The sequence below is a fragment of the Ruegeria sp. HKCCSP346 genome (genome assembly GCF_017872595.1).
Classification (GTDB): domain Bacteria; phylum Pseudomonadota; class Alphaproteobacteria; order Rhodobacterales; family Rhodobacteraceae; genus Ruegeria.
In genome coordinates, this window is record NZ_JAEDOT010000001.1 from 1005941 (window position 1) to 1022828 (window position 16888).

The window sequence follows — 16888 nt, forward strand, 5'->3', positions numbered from 1 at the left end:
GTCTCCGTCCCTAATGTGCGCCTTCATAGGCTTCTTCACCCTCACCAAGGCTGTCCTTGTCGAGGTATTTTCCGGTGCTTTCCGGCCCTTCCACGTATTCCAGATACGACCGGTACAGGAATGCGATTGCGTGCAGGAACACCATGGCCGCAAAGGCCACCAGCAAGATCTTGAACAGGAAGTAGGCGTTGAATCCGTTGGGGCTGAACCCAATGGTTTCCACGTTCCAGCGCAGGGCACGGGACTTGGCCACCAGTCGGTCCAGCGTGTCACTGGCCGACGGTTTCGGCACGATCAGGTGCCGCCACATGAAGTACCAGCCATACATCCAGGTCAGCACCGCCATGGGCATCATGAACAAAACCGCACCGCACATATCAACCACCCGTTTGGCACGGTGGCTGATGCCGGCATAAATGAGGTCAACGCGCACATGCCCACCCTGCACGAATGTGTAGGTACAGCACAGGCAGACAACCATCGCATTATACAGCTTAAGTTCTTCCGCGAACCAACTGATATCCATCTGGAACGGGATACCCAAACCAAAGGACATATCGGGTCTGGTAAATACCCGCTGCATGAAAACGATCACGATCTGCTGGATCACCATCAAAAGGCCCGCCCAGGCAAAGAAACGCCCGGTGGTATTGGCGAACCCCTCAAGGCCCCGCACGATGGCCCACATGAAGGTCCGGTAGTACAGCCCGATGGCCGTCAGAACCAGAAAGAACGTGAACACCACAAAGAAGAACTCGACCGAACCGCCGTAATAGACAAAGCGCATGATCGACGCCTTGTCGGACCAGTCCAACCAGAGTTGCGGATGCGTGATGGCGTATCCGAAATTATAGAAGGCTTCGGCAATGTTCTGAATGAACCAGACCAGTCCATTCCACAGGGCGCCGAAGAACGAGATACCGTTTTCGTCCTGCATGTTGTCCCCAGGTCGTCTCAGTTGTGCATGGGATTATTGTTGCTTGCCCAAACCCCTTAGCGCAACGGGAAAGGCTCCCCCGCGCCGCGGGGGAACCGGTTTTTCTTGGATCAGAATGGCTTAGCCGCGAACACGGTCGCGCTGAGCGGTGTAAACACCCGATGACAGGTTGTTCCAAGCAGACGATGCTGCCATCGACGTCATCGCGCTGTCGTGGATCTTCTTGAACAGCTCATCGCCCATGTTCTCGTCCAGAACTTCCTGGCTGGCCTGACCAAACGCGTCCCAGACACTGTCCGGGAATTCCAGGACCTTGACGCCACCCGCCTGCAGACGCTGCAGCGCTGCGCCGTTGTTGGCCAGGAACTGTGCCAGGTTCCACTGGTGCGCTTCGGCGGCAGCGATCTCGATGATCTTCTGCTGTGCCGGGGTCAGTTCATTGAACACGTCGCGGTTGGTTGCCAGCGACAGACCTGCGCCCGGCTCGTGGAAGCCCGCAGTGTAGTAGGTCTTGGTGATTTCCTGGAAGCCGGCCTTTTCGTCGGCCCATGGACCGATCCACTCGGTACCGTCGATCGCGCCGGACGACAGCGCCTGATACACTTCCGACCCCGGAATGTTCTGGACCGATGCGCCCAGTTTACCCAGCGCCTTGCCGCCCAGACCCGGCATACGGAACTTCAGACCGTTGAAGTCTTCGGGGCTGTTGATCTCTTTCGAGTACCAGCCACCCGCCTGCGCACCGGTGTTGCCGGCCAGGAAGGACTTCAGGCCAAAGATTTCGCCCAGCTCGTCATGCAGCTCCATACCGCCGTCATGATAGTACCAGTTCACCAGTTCCTGCGCCGTCATGCCGAAAGGAACGGCCGTGAAGAACGCATAACCCGGGTGCTGACCCACAAAGTAATAGTCAGCGGCATGGTACATGTCGGCCTGACCCGACGACACCGCGTCAAATACTTCGAAGGCGCCAACCAGCTCGCCCGCTGCCTTGATTTCAACATTGAGACTGCCATCAGACATGGCGTTGATGCTGTCGGCACAACGCTGCGCGCTGTCAAACACGCCCGCCAGACCACGACCCCACGAGGTCACCATGGTCAGAGTACGCTGTCCCTGCGCATAAGCCGGTGCTGCCAGAGCAGTTGCAGCAGCAGCCGAACCGCCCAGCGCGGATTTTTTCAGAAATGAACGACGATCCATATGAGTGTTCCTCCCCTTCATAGTCACGGTCCGGCAGAACCGGACCTGTCGCATTCAGTGCGCGTCAGCCTAATGTGGCCGAAGTGAAAGGGAATACCTACTACTGCGTAGAGAATCGATTTCTTTGCTTTTTTCGACCAGAAATCGGGCGGTGAAGCCCAGCAGTTAAGATGATCATCATCGTATTTGCCGGACAAAGCCCAATCTTTTTGCATTTTCGCCGCCGCTTGCGTATCGATTCGTCCATGCAAAGACTCCGACATCTGGTCTCGCTGACCTATGCGCAGAAATTGTCACTGGTTGCGGCAATCCCGCTGGTCGTGGCCGTAGCGGCAATTGCCGTGCTTGTGGCATACGAGGCCCGCGCGACCGCCGAGCGTGAGATCGAAGCGCTGGAACGCAGCCTGGTCGAAGCCAAGAAGGAAGAGTTGCGCAACTACGTGACACAGGCGCGCAACGGGTTCGCCTATATCTACGGCCGGGCCGAGCCTGATGACGAGGTCGCGAAAAACCTCGTGTCCCAAATCCTGTCGGCAATGATCTATGGCCAGGATGGGTTCTTCTTTGTCTACGATTATGACGGCAACAACCTGGTCAGCCCCCGCCAGACGCAGTTCATCAACCGAAACTGGGAAGGGCTGACGGACAGCGACGGCACTCCGATCGTTGACGAGTTTATCCGCCTCGCCCGCCAGGGGGCCGGTTGGCACAGCTTCATGTGGCAAAAGCCCTCGACCGGAGAGGAAGCACAGATGATCGCCTATGTCGTCGGGCTTCAGGACTGGCGCTGGGTCGTGGGAACCGGGGTCTTCATCGACGACATCGTTGCAACGGTCGCCAATGCAAGGGCCGAAGTCGAGGCCCGCGTTCAGCGCACTTTCATGTATATCGGCGCGATCGTCGTGGCGGCGGTGCTGATCGTTTTCGCATCCGGCATGTTGCTGAACATCCGCGAGCGCAGACTTGCAGACGCCAAGCTGAAGGAACTGACCCAGCGCGTCTTCGATGCCCAGGAAGAGGAACGTGGCCGCGTTGCCCGCGAACTGCATGACGGCATCAGCCAGATACTGGTCGGTGTACGCTATGCGCTGGACAACGCGCGGCGCCGCCTGTCCCGCGGCGATGACGCGGGCGCACGCGATCCGCTGGACAAAGGGATTGACCATCTTGGCACCGCCATCACCGAGGTCCGCCGCATCAGTCGCGACCTGCGCCCCGGCGTGCTGGACGATCTGGGTCTTGGGCCAGCGCTGAAAGCTCTGACCGACGATTTCCGGGACCGCACCGGGATCGAGACGGAATTCTCTACCGTGGTGTTCCGCAACCGGCTGGATCAGGACAGCAAGATTGCCCTGTATCGCATCGCGCAAGAGGCGCTGACCAATATCGAGCGCCACTCTGGAGCCACGCATGTTACGATAGACCTGCGCGGGCACAAGAAAGGTGCAACCATGCGGATCACGGACAATGGCCGGGGCATGCGGACCGATCCCAACACCCCCAGCACCGGGATCGGGTTGCGCAACATGCAAGAACGCATCGAACAGCTTGACGGGTCCCTGCGCATTCTGTCATCACGCGGACCGCGTGGCGGCACTGTCATCGAAGTCAGTCTGCCGCTGAGCCACCTTCTGCCGCCGCAGGAAGACGCAACTCCGAACCGAAAGGCCGGCACATGAGCGCCGAAAGCATCCGAGTTCTTATCGTCGACGACCATCCAATGGTGGCCGAGGGCATCCAGTCCATCCTCGAAAGCTATGATGAGATCCAAGTTGTCGGTACGCTTGGCAGCGGACAGGCGGCAGTGGATCAGGCTGTTGACCTTGCCCCGGATGTGATCCTGATGGATCTGAACATGCCCGGCCTCGGCGGTCTCAGCGCCACGGAAATCATCCTGGAACGATTGCCGGAAACGCGCATCCTGATCCTGTCGATGCATGACAGCCCGGAATATATCTCGACCGCGCTCAGCCACGGTGCCAAAGGTTACGTGCTCAAGGACGTTCCCACTGAAGAGATCAAGCAGGCCATTGATGCGGTGATGCGGGGTGAACGGTATCTGTGCACCGGCGCCAGCGGATCGCTCAAGCCCAAGGGCGACAACGTGCGCGAAGCGCTGACCGGACGTGAACAGACCATTCTGCTTGAACTGGCGCAGGGCAAATCCAACAAGGAAGTTGCGCAAACGCTGGATATTTCCGTGCGGACGGTCGAAACGCACCGCAAGAATATAAAGCGCAAACTCGGCATATCCTCAACCGCCGGGCTGACACGCTACGCTTTGGAACATGGCGTACTGCAAGGGACCGGCGTCGGATTCTGATCTGCACGCGCCCGCAGCGCGCAGCGCTGCCCGGCCCAACCAGAGGATACACGCCGCAGGCGTGTTGACGATCGGCGGGAGCGGTACCCGCCGGGTCAAAGACCTTCTCCGAAAAAAACCAGTGTCCCGTCTTCGTCCAGAACGTGGAATTCACGCTGATTATAGGGCTGATTGAACGGCGGCCTGACACGGCCTTCGGGCAGATCGGCCAATCGGTCACGCAGGCTGTCATAAAGCCCATCAATATCTTCAACATCGATATAGAAGGAGTGTTCATCACCCAATGGCTTGCCGTCATCCCGCGGCGGGCACTCCAAAAGGCGGATCGCAACAGGACCACGTTTCAAAAAGGCATAATTGTCTTGCGTGAACCCACAGGTGAACCCAAGGCGATCACAATAGAAGTCGATCTGGTCCTTCAGGGACGAGCACAACACAAATGGTGTAAGCTGCAAAATCTTGGGCATCTGACTCTCCGGACAGGAAACAGATGCATTGTACCGAGGTTGACCACTCAATCCAGCAATTGATCCTTTCGCAGCCCCGCGCGCTTGTAGTGATGCGGCAAAACGCGGCCATACAATTGCTGCGTCCGTTCCACACCGCCACACATGCCTTCAGCCTCGACAAAGGAAAATATGCCGACATAACGACGGCACATGCCGCTGACCGGAGCAACCCGGTGCAGTGAATACCGGCCCTTGAAGATCTGCAAATCCCCCGGCTGCAGTTCCAGCCGGCGAACCCGCCCCATGTTCCCATCGAGAACCGAGGCTACCAGATCAAAGTTTTCATTTTCCGCCGTCCGCAGATTGGGCGCGTACTCGAACGCGCCGCCCGTCTCACCGTTCTGGATGGCCAGCGTCACGGTGTAGTTGTTGGTGTCGAAATGCCAGGGAAAGCCCTGCCCTTCTTCCACGACATTGATGATCACGTCCGCCAATGGGTCATCGTAGCGAAAAAAGCGGTCTTCGGGTTCATTCAGGGCATCGCGGACAAAGGGAAGAAAGCCGTCGAACTCGTAGATGCGCCGCAGCGGGCCGGATTTCGCAAGATTGTCGGCCGGAACAAAGGCGTTCGAACGATCATAGAACCGGCGGATCGGATGGGCGATGCCAAGCCTTGGGTCGTCCTTCGTGAAATAGGCGTTGGTTCTGTTGAAGGACCGGTGCGCCTTGGGCGCCACCCCCTCGGCTTCTTGCACCAGAAGTTTGACCCCTGCCTCGTGCACGAAACCCGGCAGAACAGCACATCCATCCTGTTCCAACTCGCGTCTCAAATCCTCGATCAGCTGATCATAAGCCGGTGAATCCGGACGATCGATTGGATAGCGGCCAAGATCAACCAGGTCCTGCAACATTTCAAGCCTCCGGGTTTTGCCCCCTGCACGTTCAGCGTGGCGCAGAAAAAAGTAATGATCATGCCCGTTTCGGACATCGGCCTGACGCTTTCAGACCGTCTTATCCGCACACAAAACGGCCAATTTTCACGTCGAATTCCCGGAAATTCCCGACATGCGGCAATCTGCGCAATAAAATGTCGCAAAATACCGCCGCTGAGATAGAAAATTGGTGCAATTGTCTGTTGACGCCCCTTCCCCCCGACCATAATGTCGCCCCCAAGCAAAAAGGAGCCTCTGGCGATGAGAACGCTAGTCGTAATCGTAGGAACCACGCGCATGGGCCGGTAACGGTAAACCATAATCGAACCCATGCGCCTCCGAAAAATCGGGGGCTTTTTTTTGTCGAACGCAAGACACATGTCGCGAACGGAGCAAAGCAGATGACACGTGAGATGACCGGCGCAAAGATGGTGGTTCAGGCCCTCAAGGATCAGGGCGTGGACACGGTATTCGGATACCCCGGTGGCGCCGTGCTACCGATCTATGATGAGATCTTTCTGCAAAACGACATTCGCCACATTCTGGTGCGTCACGAACAGGGCGCGATCCACGCGGCCGAAGGTTATGCCCGATCGACGGGAAAACCGGGCGTTGCGCTTGTCACGTCCGGCCCCGGTGCCACCAATGCAGTCACCGGTCTGACCGATGCGTTGCTGGATTCGATCCCCATCGTTGTTCTGACCGGGCAAGTCCCGACCTTCATGATCGGATCGGATGCCTTTCAAGAGGCCGACACCGTTGGTATCACCCGCCCCTGCACCAAACATAACTGGCTGGTAAAGGACACGAATTCGCTGGCCGAAACGTTGCACGAGGCTTTCCATGTGGCCAAGTCGGGCCGTCCCGGACCGGTACTGATCGACATTCCCAAGGATGTTCAGTTTGCCACGGGTGAATACAACAGTCCGAAACCTTCGACCTCGCACTACCAGCCTGTGCTGAAAGGCGATTTGGAGGAAATCAACGAGCTTGTTGCAGCCATTGAAAAAGCCAAGAAGCCGGTTTTCTATACGGGTGGTGGCGTCATCAACTCTGGCCCCGCAGCCAGCCAGTTGCTGCGCGAATTGGTGGATTCCACCGGCTTCCCGATCACATCTACCCTGATGGGTCTGGGTGCCTATCCGGCATCGGGCGAAAACTGGTTGGGTATGCTGGGGATGCACGGCCTTTACGAGGCGAACCTTGCGATGCATGGCTGTGACCTGATGATCAACATCGGTGCACGGTTCGACGACCGGATCACGGGGCGCATCGACGCGTTCTCTCCAAAGTCGAAGAAAGCCCATATCGACATTGATCCGTCTTCGATCAACAAGGTCATCCGCGTTGACATCCCGATTGTCGGCGACGTGGCGCATGTACTGGAAGACATTCTGAAGGTGTGGAAGTCACGCGGGCGCAAGACGGATGCGGCAGCCGTCAAGAAATGGCAGGCGCAGATCGCCGAATGGCGCAAGATCAACTGCCTGGCCTTCACCAACAGCGAAAAGTCGATCAAACCGCAATACGCTCTGCAACGGCTTGAAGAACTGACAAAAAAGCATGATCGCTACATCACCACCGAGGTGGGTCAGCATCAGATGTGGGCGGCGCAGTACCTTGGGTTCGAAGACCCCAACCGCTGGATGACATCGGGCGGGTTGGGCACGATGGGCTATGGCTTCCCCGCCTCCATCGGTGTGCAGATGGCACATCCGGACGCGCTGGTGATCAACGTCGCCGGTGAAGCATCATGGCTGATGAACATGCAGGAAATGGGCACCGCCGTTCAGTACCGCCTGCCGGTCAAGCAGTTCATCCTGAACAACGAACGCCTTGGCATGGTCCGCCAGTGGCAGGAACTGCTGCATGGCGAGCGGTATTCGCACAGCTGGTCCGAAGCCCTGCCCGATTTCGTGAAACTCGCCGAGGCGTTCGGCGCCAAAGGTATCCTGTGTTCCGACCCCGCCGATCTGGACGACGCGATCATGGAAATGATCAACTATGACGGTCCGGTGATCTTTGACTGTCTGGTGGAAAAGCACGAAAACTGCTTCCCCATGATCCCGTCGGGCAAAGCCCATAACGAGATGCTGTTGGGCGAGGCGGAAACGCAGGGCGTGATCGACAGCAAAGGCTCGGTTCTGGTTTAACAAAATTCGACGGATTTGGTTGAGCGCCGCGCTGCGCTCAACCTGTCAAGGATGATGAAAGGGACATAAATGTCTGCCCTACATATCAAAAAAGGCGCTACCCGCCATTCGGCCTACAACCTACGACCTACCTTCTCGGACGTGCAGGAACGCCATACCATTGCCGTGCTGGTCGAGAACGAGCCCGGTGTCTTGGCCCGTGTGATCGGACTGTTCTCGGGGCGCGGCTATAACATCGAAAGCCTTACCGTGGCCGAGGTAGATCACACAGGACACCTGAGCCGCATCACCATTGTCACCACAGGCACACCGCAGGTGATCGAACAGATCAAGGCGCAGCTGGGCCGGATCGTGACTGTCCATGACGTGCATGACCTGACGGTCGAAGGTCCTTCGGTTGAACGCGAACTGGCCATTATCAAAGTCGTCGGCGAAGGCGACAAGCGGGTCGAAGCCCTGCGTCTGGCCGATATCTTCCGCGCCAATGTGGTTGACAGCACCCTGAACTCTTTCATCTTCGAAATCACCGGTGCGCCCGACAAGATCGACGCTTTTGCTGACCTGATGCGCCCGCTGGGCCTGATGGAAATCGCGCGTACCGGCGTGGCGGCCCTGCTGCGCGGCGATTGACCAACCTGTCCCGCCTTGGCACTTGTCTTGCAGCCAAGGCGGGAACACTTTTTAAGGTGGCCGGCGATTTGCAATTCAACTCTGGCGATCTGAATGCGCTAAAATTGCCATAGGGTCGGCTTTTCCAGAAAAAGATCAGGCATTTTCAGATAAAGCCTATTGCCTTTACACATGAGAACGTTAGCCTTGTCGCCGCAACGCGACGTGGGGATACGTTGCTTGGGGTCATTCTGTACGATTTTTGAATATGCACCGGGCTTCGGCGTCGGTGCGTTGTCGGTTTCTTCCGGAAACTTAGCAAGACGTGGACACCCATGACTGACGATATTCGTAGTCCAGCCGAGATTCGCGCAATGTTTGGTGCGAACCTTCGGCAATTGGCAAAGCGATATCGCTCGGTCTCGGCGCTGTGCCGCCAACTTGGCGTAAACCGTACCCAGTTCAACAGATATCTTTCCGGTGAAAGCGTTCCCAGACCGGATGTGCTGGACCGTATATGCCGGTTCTTCGATGTGGATGCCCGCATTCTTCTGAAACCGCTGGACGAGATCGAAAAGATCGAAGAACACCCCGCAACTCCGGCCCTGACAGAGTTTTTGGGTTCTGGTGCGGATGCGATCGAGAAATCCCCGTTTTCACCCGGGTTCTACGCGGTAATCGAAAGCCTTTCGGCTGAACACCGGATGACCCTGCTGCACGCCCGACCCTTGGCCCAATGTACGTTGATCCGTGGCTACGTGTCGCGCGCGGCAATGCCCGAGGCAACACCGAAAGCGCGGGAAATACAGGGGATAGCAGCCTCAAGCGGTGACACCGTCTATATGCTGACCTCCCAGCGGGAAGGTCAGAACAGCCGGGTCTATCTGATCTCTCCGGACCCTACGGGAACGGCAGTTCATTGGCGTGGGTCGGTCATCAGCCCGACAAATGCGACAACGCCCGAACCCGTTGTGCTGAAATACCTTGGGCACGACTCGACGGCCATTTTTGCTGCTGCGCGATTGTCGACGAACAACGTGGCTCAGAACCTGTAACCTTCCGTCTCAGGTTGGTGTTTCCTCTTCATCGTTCTGCGTGATCTGCCGGTAAAGATGCCAACTGGCATGTCCCAGCAACGGCAGAACCACCAGCAACCCCAGAAACCAGGGCACCATCGCCAGAAATGTCAGCACCGCGATGAAGGCACCCCAGGCCAGCATCACCGGAAAGTTCTCTGACACGTAGGTAAAGCTGGTGATCATGGCCGTTACAAAATCCAGCTCGCGGTCCAGCAGCAGAGGGATCGACAGAACGGTGATCATGTACAGAACGGTTGCAAAAACCGCCCCGACGGCCGTGCCGACGGCCAGCATTGTCAGGCCATTCAATGTCAGAAACACCTCAAGCGAGGTCGACACGTTGGTCATCGTCGCCAACCCCATGAACAGGGCAAAGATCATGTGCCCCAGAAAAAACCAGAAAAGAAACACGACAACTATGATCGCGCAGATCGAGGGCAATTGTCTGCGGCTTTGCTGCATCACGACCCCGAAGATCGCGCCAAAATCGAGCGGCTCGCCTTGTTCCAGCCTGTGCGATACCTCGTACAGACCAACAGCGGCGAACGGACCGATCAGCGGAAACCCGATGGCCGCCAGCACCAGCCAGAAGGTTGTTCCGGTTTGAATTGTCACCCACGCCATCGCCCACCCGGAAAGTACGTAAAACCCCGCAAAAATCAGGCCGAACAGCGGTGCGCGGCGAAAGTCGGCCCAGGCGCGCTGCAATGCAGTACGCAGCATGGCGGTATCGACCGGTCGCATATCCGGAACACCAAAGGGTTTTTCCATGTTGTCTTCCTCCTCCCTGACCGGCGTTATGGCATCGCCGGCCTCTTGTTTGGCCAATTGGTTTCGGCGTGGTAAGCCGCTCCGACTGACAACAGTTTCCGGTCCGATCCTTTGGGCCCGAACAATTGAAACCCCATCGGCAGCCCCTGCGTGCCAAACCCCGCGGGCGCAGCAAGGCATGGCAGGCCGATCAGGCTGACCGGTATCGTGACATGCATCCATCGGTGATAGGTATCCATGGCCCGGCCCGCGATCTCTGTCGGGTAAGACAAATCAACCGAAAACGGCCAGATCTGAGCAGACGGCAGAACCAACGCGTCAAACTGTTCGAACAGCTTCGCTGCGCAGCGGAACCATTCCGAGCGGATGGCACTGGCGTGGTGCACCTCCATTGCACTCAGTGCCAGACCCCGATCCAGTTCCCATTGTGCCGTGTCTTTCAAGTCTTCCTTTTGCGATGCCAAGGGTTCCAGCCCGGCGGCCACGCTGAACGACCGCAAGGTGATCCAGCTGGTCCAGAGTTTTTCGGCATCGAAAGGCGGGGCGACGTCCTCAACCCGCGCGCCACGCGTATCGAACACGCCCATCGCGTCTTTGCAGATGTCAAGAATACCGGGCTCGGTCGGAAAAGCGCCACCCCAGTCGCCAAGCCACCCGATCCGCAGCCCTTGCAGCTCTGCGGCGGTCACTGGCGACACCGGCGCACTTTCAACGGCCAGCGGCAAGCGCGGGTCCGGACCCGAGATGACATCAAGCAGAACACCCAGGTCTTCGGGGCAGCGCGCCATGGGGCCCAGTGTCGACAACTGGTGCAAAAAGCTGTCCCCCACGGGATCGGAAGGCACCCTGCCCCAGCTTGGCCGAAAGCCATAAACGTTGTTCCAGGCAGCAGGGTTGCGCAAGCTGCCCATCATGTCCGAGCCATCGGCCAGCGCAACCATGCCCGTCGCCAAGGCAACCGCCGCCCCGCCGGATGAGCCACCGCAGGTACGATTGGCATCATAAGGGTTGCACGTTGCCCCATAGACCGGATTGAACGTGTGCGATCCCAGCCCAAATTCCGGCGTATTGGTCTTTCCGATCAGGATGGCACCGGCTTGCCGCATCCGCGCGGCGATCAGATCGTCGCTGGCTGGCACGTGGTCTTGAAAAACAGGTGATCCTTGCGACGAGACGACACCCGCCACGTTCACAAGATCCTTGACTGCGATTGGAAGACCGTGCAGCGGGCCGGTGATCGGGCCGTCGTCACAGGCCTTCGCCTCGGCCATCAAACCATCTGAATCCCTTAATGCGACGATGGCATTCACATCACCATTGACCTTAGCGATGCGATCCAGCGTGGCCTGCATCACGTCCGAGGCTGAAACCTGCCGGTTGGCCAACTGTTTCAAAAGGTCTGTAGCCGATATCCGGGTCAGGTCCATGACGCGCCAATCCATTGTCGTTTCCGGCAGCCTAGCGGGCAGTTCAGATCATTTAAACCCACTGTTTAAATGTATCTTTTCAGCGTCGTCCCAGACGGCAATGTCAGCGCGCTGATCTGCGAAAATGCAGGTTGCTGTCAGCCCCAAACCAGTAGCGCAGGCAAAGAACGATCACGATGCAGCTGAGCACCAGCCAGATCCCGCCCCACAACATGGCAGAGCCACCGAATTCCTCGGCCAGCATGAATGCATCCGACCGCGCGCCGGACCGTCGGATCGTGTCATCGAAGATGTCGAAAGGGACATAGATCATGCTGGTCAATCCGATCACGCGCAGCACCAGATCGCTTACATCCGGGCGCAGATACCACGCCGCAGCAATCATCGCAGCCCCGGTTCCGAGGCTAAAAACAAGGGCGAACGGGTCGCGGATATACAGCACCGCCACCAGACACATGACGCCGCCAAAACCCGCCAGAACGGCGCGGTCGGCCCGTGTTCGCAAGGCAAGGATCAAAAGGGCCATGCCCAGCGCGAGGGAACCAAGATACCCGGCAGACAGGCTGAGAAAGCGATTGCCGCCCCGGCCGACGACAACGCCGCCCTGTTGTGGTGAGATCGAAAAGCTCTCGACCGAGCCGCCCGTCATCAAGATCGTCACCGCATGAGACAACTCATGCAGAAAGACGACCAGTATCTTCAGTGGAACCGCAACCGGTGTATTCCAAAGCAGAAACACCAGGGCCGTGATGAGGATAAGCTGCCAATGCCCTTTCAGAACGTTCAGGAAAGGGCTGTTACGCTTCACCTCAGCTGTCGCCCTGGGCCTCGGAGCGGCTCTTGCCCGCCACGTTCAGGGCCAGAGTGGCCGCCATGAAGCCGTCCAGATCGCCGTCCAGAACACCCTTGGTATCCGAGGTCTCGTAATTTGTCCGCAGGTCTTTGACCATCTGGTAGGGCTGCAAAACATATGACCGGATCTGGTTGCCCCAGCCCGCATCACCCTTGGCCTCATGTGCCGCGTTGATGTCGGCGTTCCGGCGGTCCAGTTCCTGCTGGTACAGGCGCGATTTCAGGGCTTTCATGGCAATATCGCGGTTCTGGTGCTGCGACTTTTCCGAGCTGGTTACAACAATCCCGGTCGGGATGTGCGTGATCCGAACAGCCGAGTCCGTGGTGTTCACGTGCTGACCACCGGCACCCGATGACCGGTAGGTGTCGATGCGGATATCGGCGGGGTTCACCTCGATTTCGATATTGTCGTCGACCACGGGATAGACCCAGACCGAACAGAACGAGGTGTGCCGCTTGGCCGCCGAGTCAAAAGGCGAAATCCGCACCAGCCGGTGCACGCCGCTTTCGGATTTCAGCCAGCCATAAGCGTTGTGCCCCGAAATCTTGTACGCAGCGGATTTGATCCCTGCCTCTTCGCCCGGGGTTTCGGATTGAAGCTCGACCGTATAGCCTTTCTTCTCGGCCCAGCGCACATACATCCGCGCCAACATCGACGCCCAGTCACAGCTTTCGGTTCCGCCCGCGCCCGAATTGATTTCGAGGAAGGTGTCGTTGCTGTCGGCCTCACCGTCCAGCAACGCCTCAAGCTCTTTCTTCGCGGCCTTGGTTTTTAGCGTCCTGATCGCGGCTTCGGCATCCTGAACGACTTCTTGGTCTTCCTCCATCTCGCCCAGCTCAATCAGCTCGATATTGTCGCTGAGATCGGTTTTGATGGACTCGTAGGTTTCGATCGCGTCGACCAGCATCTGCCGTTCGCGCATCAGTTTCTGCGCCTTTTCGGGATTGTCCCACAGGTTGGGATCTTCGACACGCGCATTGAATTCCTCAAGGCGATGCGGCGCGGTCTCATAGTCCATGCGCTGCGCCAGCAGCTCCAGCGACTTTTCGATTTCCGCCACAGTGTTCTGGGTTTCGGCGCGCATGGTCTTGTCCCAACTTGCTCAATCAGGCCTGCGTGATAGCAAGAGGTGCGAGACACCACAAGACGGGCTGGGCGTGAATGCAAGGCACATTCAAAGAGTTTCCGGACCGATGGGAATTGCATCAGCCGGAACTGGTTGCCGAGACAGCCCACGCCGGTGCCCCTGCACGGGGATCTTCACCCGGGCAACATTGTTCTAACCCACAATGGCCCGCGGGTTTTCGATGCCAAAGGATATGCAAGTGATCCGGCCTTTGAGCTGGCAAATGCACTGCGGCACCCAAAAGGCATGACCGATTTGGTGCGCAATCCCCGGCAGATCGAAACCTGCCTGTCGCTCTATTCCGAAGCCATGAAGGTTTCAGAAAAACGGCTGGCCCAATGGGCAGCCGCCAAATGCGCCTTGTCCATCTGCTGGCGATCCGGCGGTACCATCGAAAACGACCCGGAAGCCGTCCTTTTGCGCCTTTTTCTGGACGCGACCGATCAGTAAAGACCGCCGGTACTCAGATCGCCTTGCGTAGCCTTGGGGCCGACCGTGATGGTTTGACCGGTGGAGGTTTGAACCTGCACACCTGCGCGCTGCGCTTCCTCGAACAATGGCAGGTCGGAACCAATCGCAAAACCACCATCATAAACACGGTCGATGAACCCATCGACACCGTCGCGGAAGAATTCGGCCACGACATAGTCACCGGTGGCGTCATCCGGCAGGCGGGCGCCGCTGAAACGGTCGATTTTGATAAAGTGACCACCTTCTGGAACCTTGAATGGCCCGCCGCCATACTTTTCGACGGCTTTTTCCATGAAGCTTTGGAACACCGGGCCGCACAAGGTACCACCATAAGCCCCCCGCCCCATCGGGCGCGGTCGATCATAGCCGATGTAGCAACCCGCCACGATGTTCGACGTAAAGCCGATGAACCACGCATCCTTGGATTCGTTGGTGGTTCCGGTCTTGCCTGCTGTTGGCACAGGCAGATTCACAACTCTGGATGCCGTCCCGCGGTCGACCACACCCTTCATCATCGATGTCAGCTGATAGGCGGTGATCGCATCCATGACCTGCGCGCGGTCTGTGACAAGGGTCGGCGATTCATCCGGTTCCAGCCAGGTCGAGTTACAGTCCAGACACTGACGGTCATCGTGGCGATAGATGGTCTTGCCGAACCGGTCCTGAATGCGGTCGACCAGAGTCGGCTCCACACGCTGGCCGCCGTTGGCGAACATCGCATATGCCGCGACCATCTTGTAGAGCGTGGTTTCCTCGGCCCCCAGCGAGTTGGCCAAAAACGCGCCCATCCGGTCATAGACACCGAACCGCTCCGCATAGCCGGCAACGACGGGCATTGTAACTTCCTGCGCCAGACGGATGGTCATCAGGTTCCGCGACTGCTCGATCCCGGTGCGCAAAGGCGTCGGCCCGTAGAACTTGTTCGACGAGTTCTTGGGCCGCCACAAGCCCTGTGGCGTGTTCACCTCGATCGGTGCGTCCACAACGATAGTTGCGGGGCTGTATCCGCTGTCCAGCGCAGCGGCATAGACAAAGGGTTTGAAGCTGGATCCCGGCTGGCGCTGTGCCTGCGTGGCGCGGTTGAAAACGGTGTCCTGATAAGAAAACCCGCCCTGCATCGCCAGAACGCGGCCCGAGTTCACATCCATCGCCACAAAGGCGCCCTGAACTTCGGGCACCTGACGGGCAGACCACTGCCCCTCTTCGCCCTCGACAACAAGGATCACATCACCGCGTTTGAAGTTCGCCGCAAAATCACCCTGCATCCACTTGATATCGGACCGCGGAATGGTGCCATTCGCAGGGCCGTCTTCGATCCCGACGGTAAGTTGCTGATCCGAGACATTCAGAACCACGGCGGGATACCAGCGGGTCGGCAGCACCACATCACGTGGAATTTCCAGAAGCGACAGCGCCTGTCGCCACTGCGCCTCATCCGCCAGTTTTTCTTCCGGGATCACTTCGCCTGTGCCACGCCATTTCCCGCGCGACCGGTCATATTTTTGCAACGCCGTGCGCAGGGCCTTTGCGGCCTCGACCTGCATTTCCTCGTCCACCGACGCGCGAACCGTGAAGCCGCCGGTAAAGAACTCACCTTCACCAAAGTCCTCGCTCAGTTGACGTCGGATTTCATCGGTGAAGTAGTCTCGCGGCGGCAATGCGGTGCGGAAGCTTTCGAAATCGCCGTTCTGAACCGAGCGCAGCGGCTTCTCGACCTCGGACTCATAGGTCGCCTGATCGATGTAACCGTTCTGGTACATCTCGCGCAGCACATAGTTTCGGCGGGCCAGCAGGCGTTCCTTTTCCCGGACCGGGTGGTAATCCGACGGCGCCTTGGGCATCGCGGCCAACATCGCGGCCTCGTGCGGGGCAAGTTCCTGCAAGGTCTTGTTGAAATAGGTCTGCGCGGCGGCCGTCACACCGTACGAGTTCTGACCCAGAAAGATCTCGTTCAGGTACAGTTCAAGGATCTGCTCCTTGTCCAGGCTATCCTCGAGCCGTGTGGCGAGGATGATTTCCTTGATCTTGCGTTCTGCCCGGCGGTCGCCCGACAACAGGAAGTTCTTCATCACCTGCTGCGTAATGGTCGACGCACCCCGCACGGTTCCGCCTTTGGTGCGCACAGCTTCGACACCTGCCGCGACAATGCCGCGTGGGTCGTACCCCTGATGGGTATAGAAATTCTTGTCTTCCGCCGAAATAAACGCCTGTTTCACCAGATCGGGAATTTCCGCGGACGGCGTGAACAGGCGGCGTTCCTGCGCGAATTCGTCGATCAACTGGCCTTCGCCCGAATAGATCCGGCTGATCGTCGGGGGCTTGTACTGGGCCAGGGACTCGTGGCTGGGCAGGTCCCGGCCATACATCCAGAACACTGCACCAATCACCAGTGCGACCATGAAAATACCCAAGGTAACGATACTGAAGATCGCCCCGAAAAACGAAAGAATGAACCGGATCACGTTACTGCCTTTTTCTCGCGGTGGTGCCTATATAGTGTTGCACCGCCCAAGGGTCAAAACACCAAGCGTATTCTAGCCGTTTTGCGTCGCAAG

The 16888-nt window shown here is 58.2% G+C and carries 15 protein-coding genes; 6 read left to right on the forward strand and 9 right to left on the reverse strand.

Going from position 1 to position 16888, the window contains the following annotated elements; all coding sequences use genetic code 11:
* Positions 1 to 10: 10 nt before the first annotated feature.
* Both I9185_RS05040 and dctP read right to left on the reverse strand, forming a co-directional pair.
* Positions 11 to 937, reverse strand: coding sequence for a TRAP transporter small permease subunit (locus I9185_RS05040; protein WP_210092482.1), 927 nt, complete (start codon positions 935 to 937; stop codon positions 11 to 13).
* 120 nt (positions 938 to 1057) lie between these two features.
* A complete protein-coding gene (gene dctP, locus I9185_RS05045; protein ID WP_117868673.1) occupies positions 1058 to 2140 on the reverse strand; it encodes a TRAP transporter substrate-binding protein DctP in 1083 nt (360 codons plus the stop codon).
* A gap of 245 nt (positions 2141 to 2385) precedes the next feature.
* Here dctP and I9185_RS05050 point away from each other — a divergent pair, with 245 nt between their 5' ends.
* Together I9185_RS05050 and I9185_RS05055 are read left to right on the forward strand one after the other, a co-directional pair.
* A complete protein-coding gene (locus tag I9185_RS05050; RefSeq protein WP_210092803.1) occupies positions 2386 to 3819 on the forward strand; it encodes a cache domain-containing protein in 1434 nt (477 codons plus the stop codon).
* Complete coding sequence (locus I9185_RS05055; protein WP_171631808.1) at positions 3816 to 4463, forward strand: response regulator transcription factor; 648 nt, start codon at positions 3816 to 3818, stop codon at positions 4461 to 4463. Before I9185_RS05050 ends, I9185_RS05055 begins: the two co-directional genes overlap by 4 nt.
* A 95-nt stretch (positions 4464 to 4558) precedes the next feature.
* On the opposite strand, the gene I9185_RS05060 is transcribed toward I9185_RS05055, so the two are convergent.
* Together I9185_RS05060 and I9185_RS05065 are read right to left on the reverse strand one after the other, a co-directional pair.
* Positions 4559 to 4930 (reverse strand): VOC family protein, encoded by a 372-nt coding sequence (locus tag I9185_RS05060; RefSeq protein WP_152458269.1) that lies wholly within the window; start codon positions 4928 to 4930, stop codon positions 4559 to 4561.
* A gap of 47 nt (positions 4931 to 4977) precedes the next feature.
* Complete coding sequence (locus I9185_RS05065; protein WP_210092483.1) at positions 4978 to 5823, reverse strand: hypothetical protein; 846 nt, start codon at positions 5821 to 5823, stop codon at positions 4978 to 4980.
* 422 nt (positions 5824 to 6245) lie between these two features.
* On the opposite strand from I9185_RS05065, the gene I9185_RS05070 reads away from it, so the two are divergent.
* From I9185_RS05070 to I9185_RS05080, 3 genes are all read left to right on the forward strand, one after another.
* Positions 6246 to 7997, forward strand: coding sequence for an acetolactate synthase 3 large subunit (locus I9185_RS05070; RefSeq protein WP_171631802.1), 1752 nt, complete (start codon positions 6246 to 6248; stop codon positions 7995 to 7997).
* Positions 7998 to 8066: 69 nt separating this feature from the next.
* Positions 8067 to 8627, forward strand: a complete 561-nt coding sequence (gene ilvN, locus I9185_RS05075) for an acetolactate synthase small subunit (protein ID WP_171631799.1) — start codon at positions 8067 to 8069, stop codon at positions 8625 to 8627.
* 314 nt (positions 8628 to 8941) lie between these two features.
* A complete protein-coding gene (locus tag I9185_RS05080) occupies positions 8942 to 9661 on the forward strand; it encodes a helix-turn-helix transcriptional regulator (RefSeq protein ID WP_171631791.1) in 720 nt (239 codons plus the stop codon).
* A gap of 9 nt (positions 9662 to 9670) precedes the next feature.
* Here the strand turns inward: I9185_RS05080 and I9185_RS05085 are convergent, their stop codons facing one another.
* The 4 genes from I9185_RS05085 to prfB all read right to left on the reverse strand — a co-directional run bounded on the left by I9185_RS05085 (position 9671) and on the right by prfB (position 13820).
* Positions 9671 to 10456 (reverse strand): DUF2189 domain-containing protein, encoded by a 786-nt coding sequence (locus tag I9185_RS05085; RefSeq protein ID WP_171723087.1) that lies wholly within the window; start codon positions 10454 to 10456, stop codon positions 9671 to 9673.
* Between the two features lie 26 nt (positions 10457 to 10482).
* On the reverse strand, positions 10483 to 11883 hold the full coding sequence (locus tag I9185_RS05090; protein WP_210092804.1) for an amidase: 1401 nt from the start codon (positions 11881 to 11883) through the stop codon (positions 10483 to 10485).
* A gap of 103 nt (positions 11884 to 11986) precedes the next feature.
* On the reverse strand, positions 11987 to 12691 hold the full coding sequence (locus tag I9185_RS05095) for a M50 family metallopeptidase (protein ID WP_348539711.1): 705 nt from the start codon (positions 12689 to 12691) through the stop codon (positions 11987 to 11989).
* A gap of 1 nt (position 12692) precedes the next feature.
* Positions 12693 to 13820: a peptide chain release factor 2 gene (gene prfB / locus I9185_RS05100; RefSeq protein WP_171723086.1), complete on the reverse strand. Its 1128-nt coding sequence runs from the start codon at positions 13818 to 13820 to the stop codon at positions 12693 to 12695.
* Between the two features lie 45 nt (positions 13821 to 13865).
* Here prfB and I9185_RS05105 point away from each other — a divergent pair, with 45 nt between their 5' ends.
* Positions 13866 to 14312, forward strand: a complete 447-nt coding sequence (locus tag I9185_RS05105) for an aminoglycoside phosphotransferase family protein (RefSeq protein ID WP_348539712.1) — start codon at positions 13866 to 13868, stop codon at positions 14310 to 14312.
* Here I9185_RS05105 and I9185_RS05110 read toward each other — a convergent pair.
* Positions 14306 to 16795, reverse strand: a complete 2490-nt coding sequence (locus tag I9185_RS05110) for a PBP1A family penicillin-binding protein (protein WP_210092485.1) — start codon at positions 16793 to 16795, stop codon at positions 14306 to 14308. The genes I9185_RS05105 and I9185_RS05110 overlap by 7 nt on opposite strands.
* Positions 16796 to 16888 lie beyond the last annotated feature (93 nt).

Coding starts and splice junctions, on each gene's coding strand:
- I9185_RS05065 (WP_210092483.1), bottom strand. CDS start 5,823: ATGTTGCAGGACCTGGTTGATCTTGGCCGCTATCCAATCGATCGTCCG.
- I9185_RS05090 (WP_210092804.1), bottom strand. CDS start 11,883: ATGGACCTGACCCGGATATCGGCTACAGACCTTTTGAAACAGTTGGCC.
- I9185_RS05060 (WP_152458269.1), bottom strand. CDS start 4,930: ATGCCCAAGATTTTGCAGCTTACACCATTTGTGTTGTGCTCGTCCCTG.
- I9185_RS05055 (WP_171631808.1), top strand. CDS start 3,816: ATGAGCGCCGAAAGCATCCGAGTTCTTATCGTCGACGACCATCCAATG.
- I9185_RS05070 (WP_171631802.1), top strand. CDS start 6,246: ATGACACGTGAGATGACCGGCGCAAAGATGGTGGTTCAGGCCCTCAAG.
- I9185_RS05080 (WP_171631791.1), top strand. CDS start 8,942: ATGACTGACGATATTCGTAGTCCAGCCGAGATTCGCGCAATGTTTGGT.
- prfB (WP_171723086.1), bottom strand. CDS start 13,820: ATGCGCGCCGAAACCCAGAACACTGTGGCGGAAATCGAAAAGTCGCTG.
- dctP (WP_117868673.1), bottom strand. CDS start 2,140: ATGGATCGTCGTTCATTTCTGAAAAAATCCGCGCTGGGCGGTTCGGCT.
- I9185_RS05050 (WP_210092803.1), top strand. CDS start 2,386: ATGCAAAGACTCCGACATCTGGTCTCGCTGACCTATGCGCAGAAATTG.
- I9185_RS05040 (WP_210092482.1), bottom strand. CDS start 937: ATGCAGGACGAAAACGGTATCTCGTTCTTCGGCGCCCTGTGGAATGGA.
- I9185_RS05085 (WP_171723087.1), bottom strand. CDS start 10,456: ATGGAAAAACCCTTTGGTGTTCCGGATATGCGACCGGTCGATACCGCC.
- ilvN (WP_171631799.1), top strand. CDS start 8,067: ATGTCTGCCCTACATATCAAAAAAGGCGCTACCCGCCATTCGGCCTAC.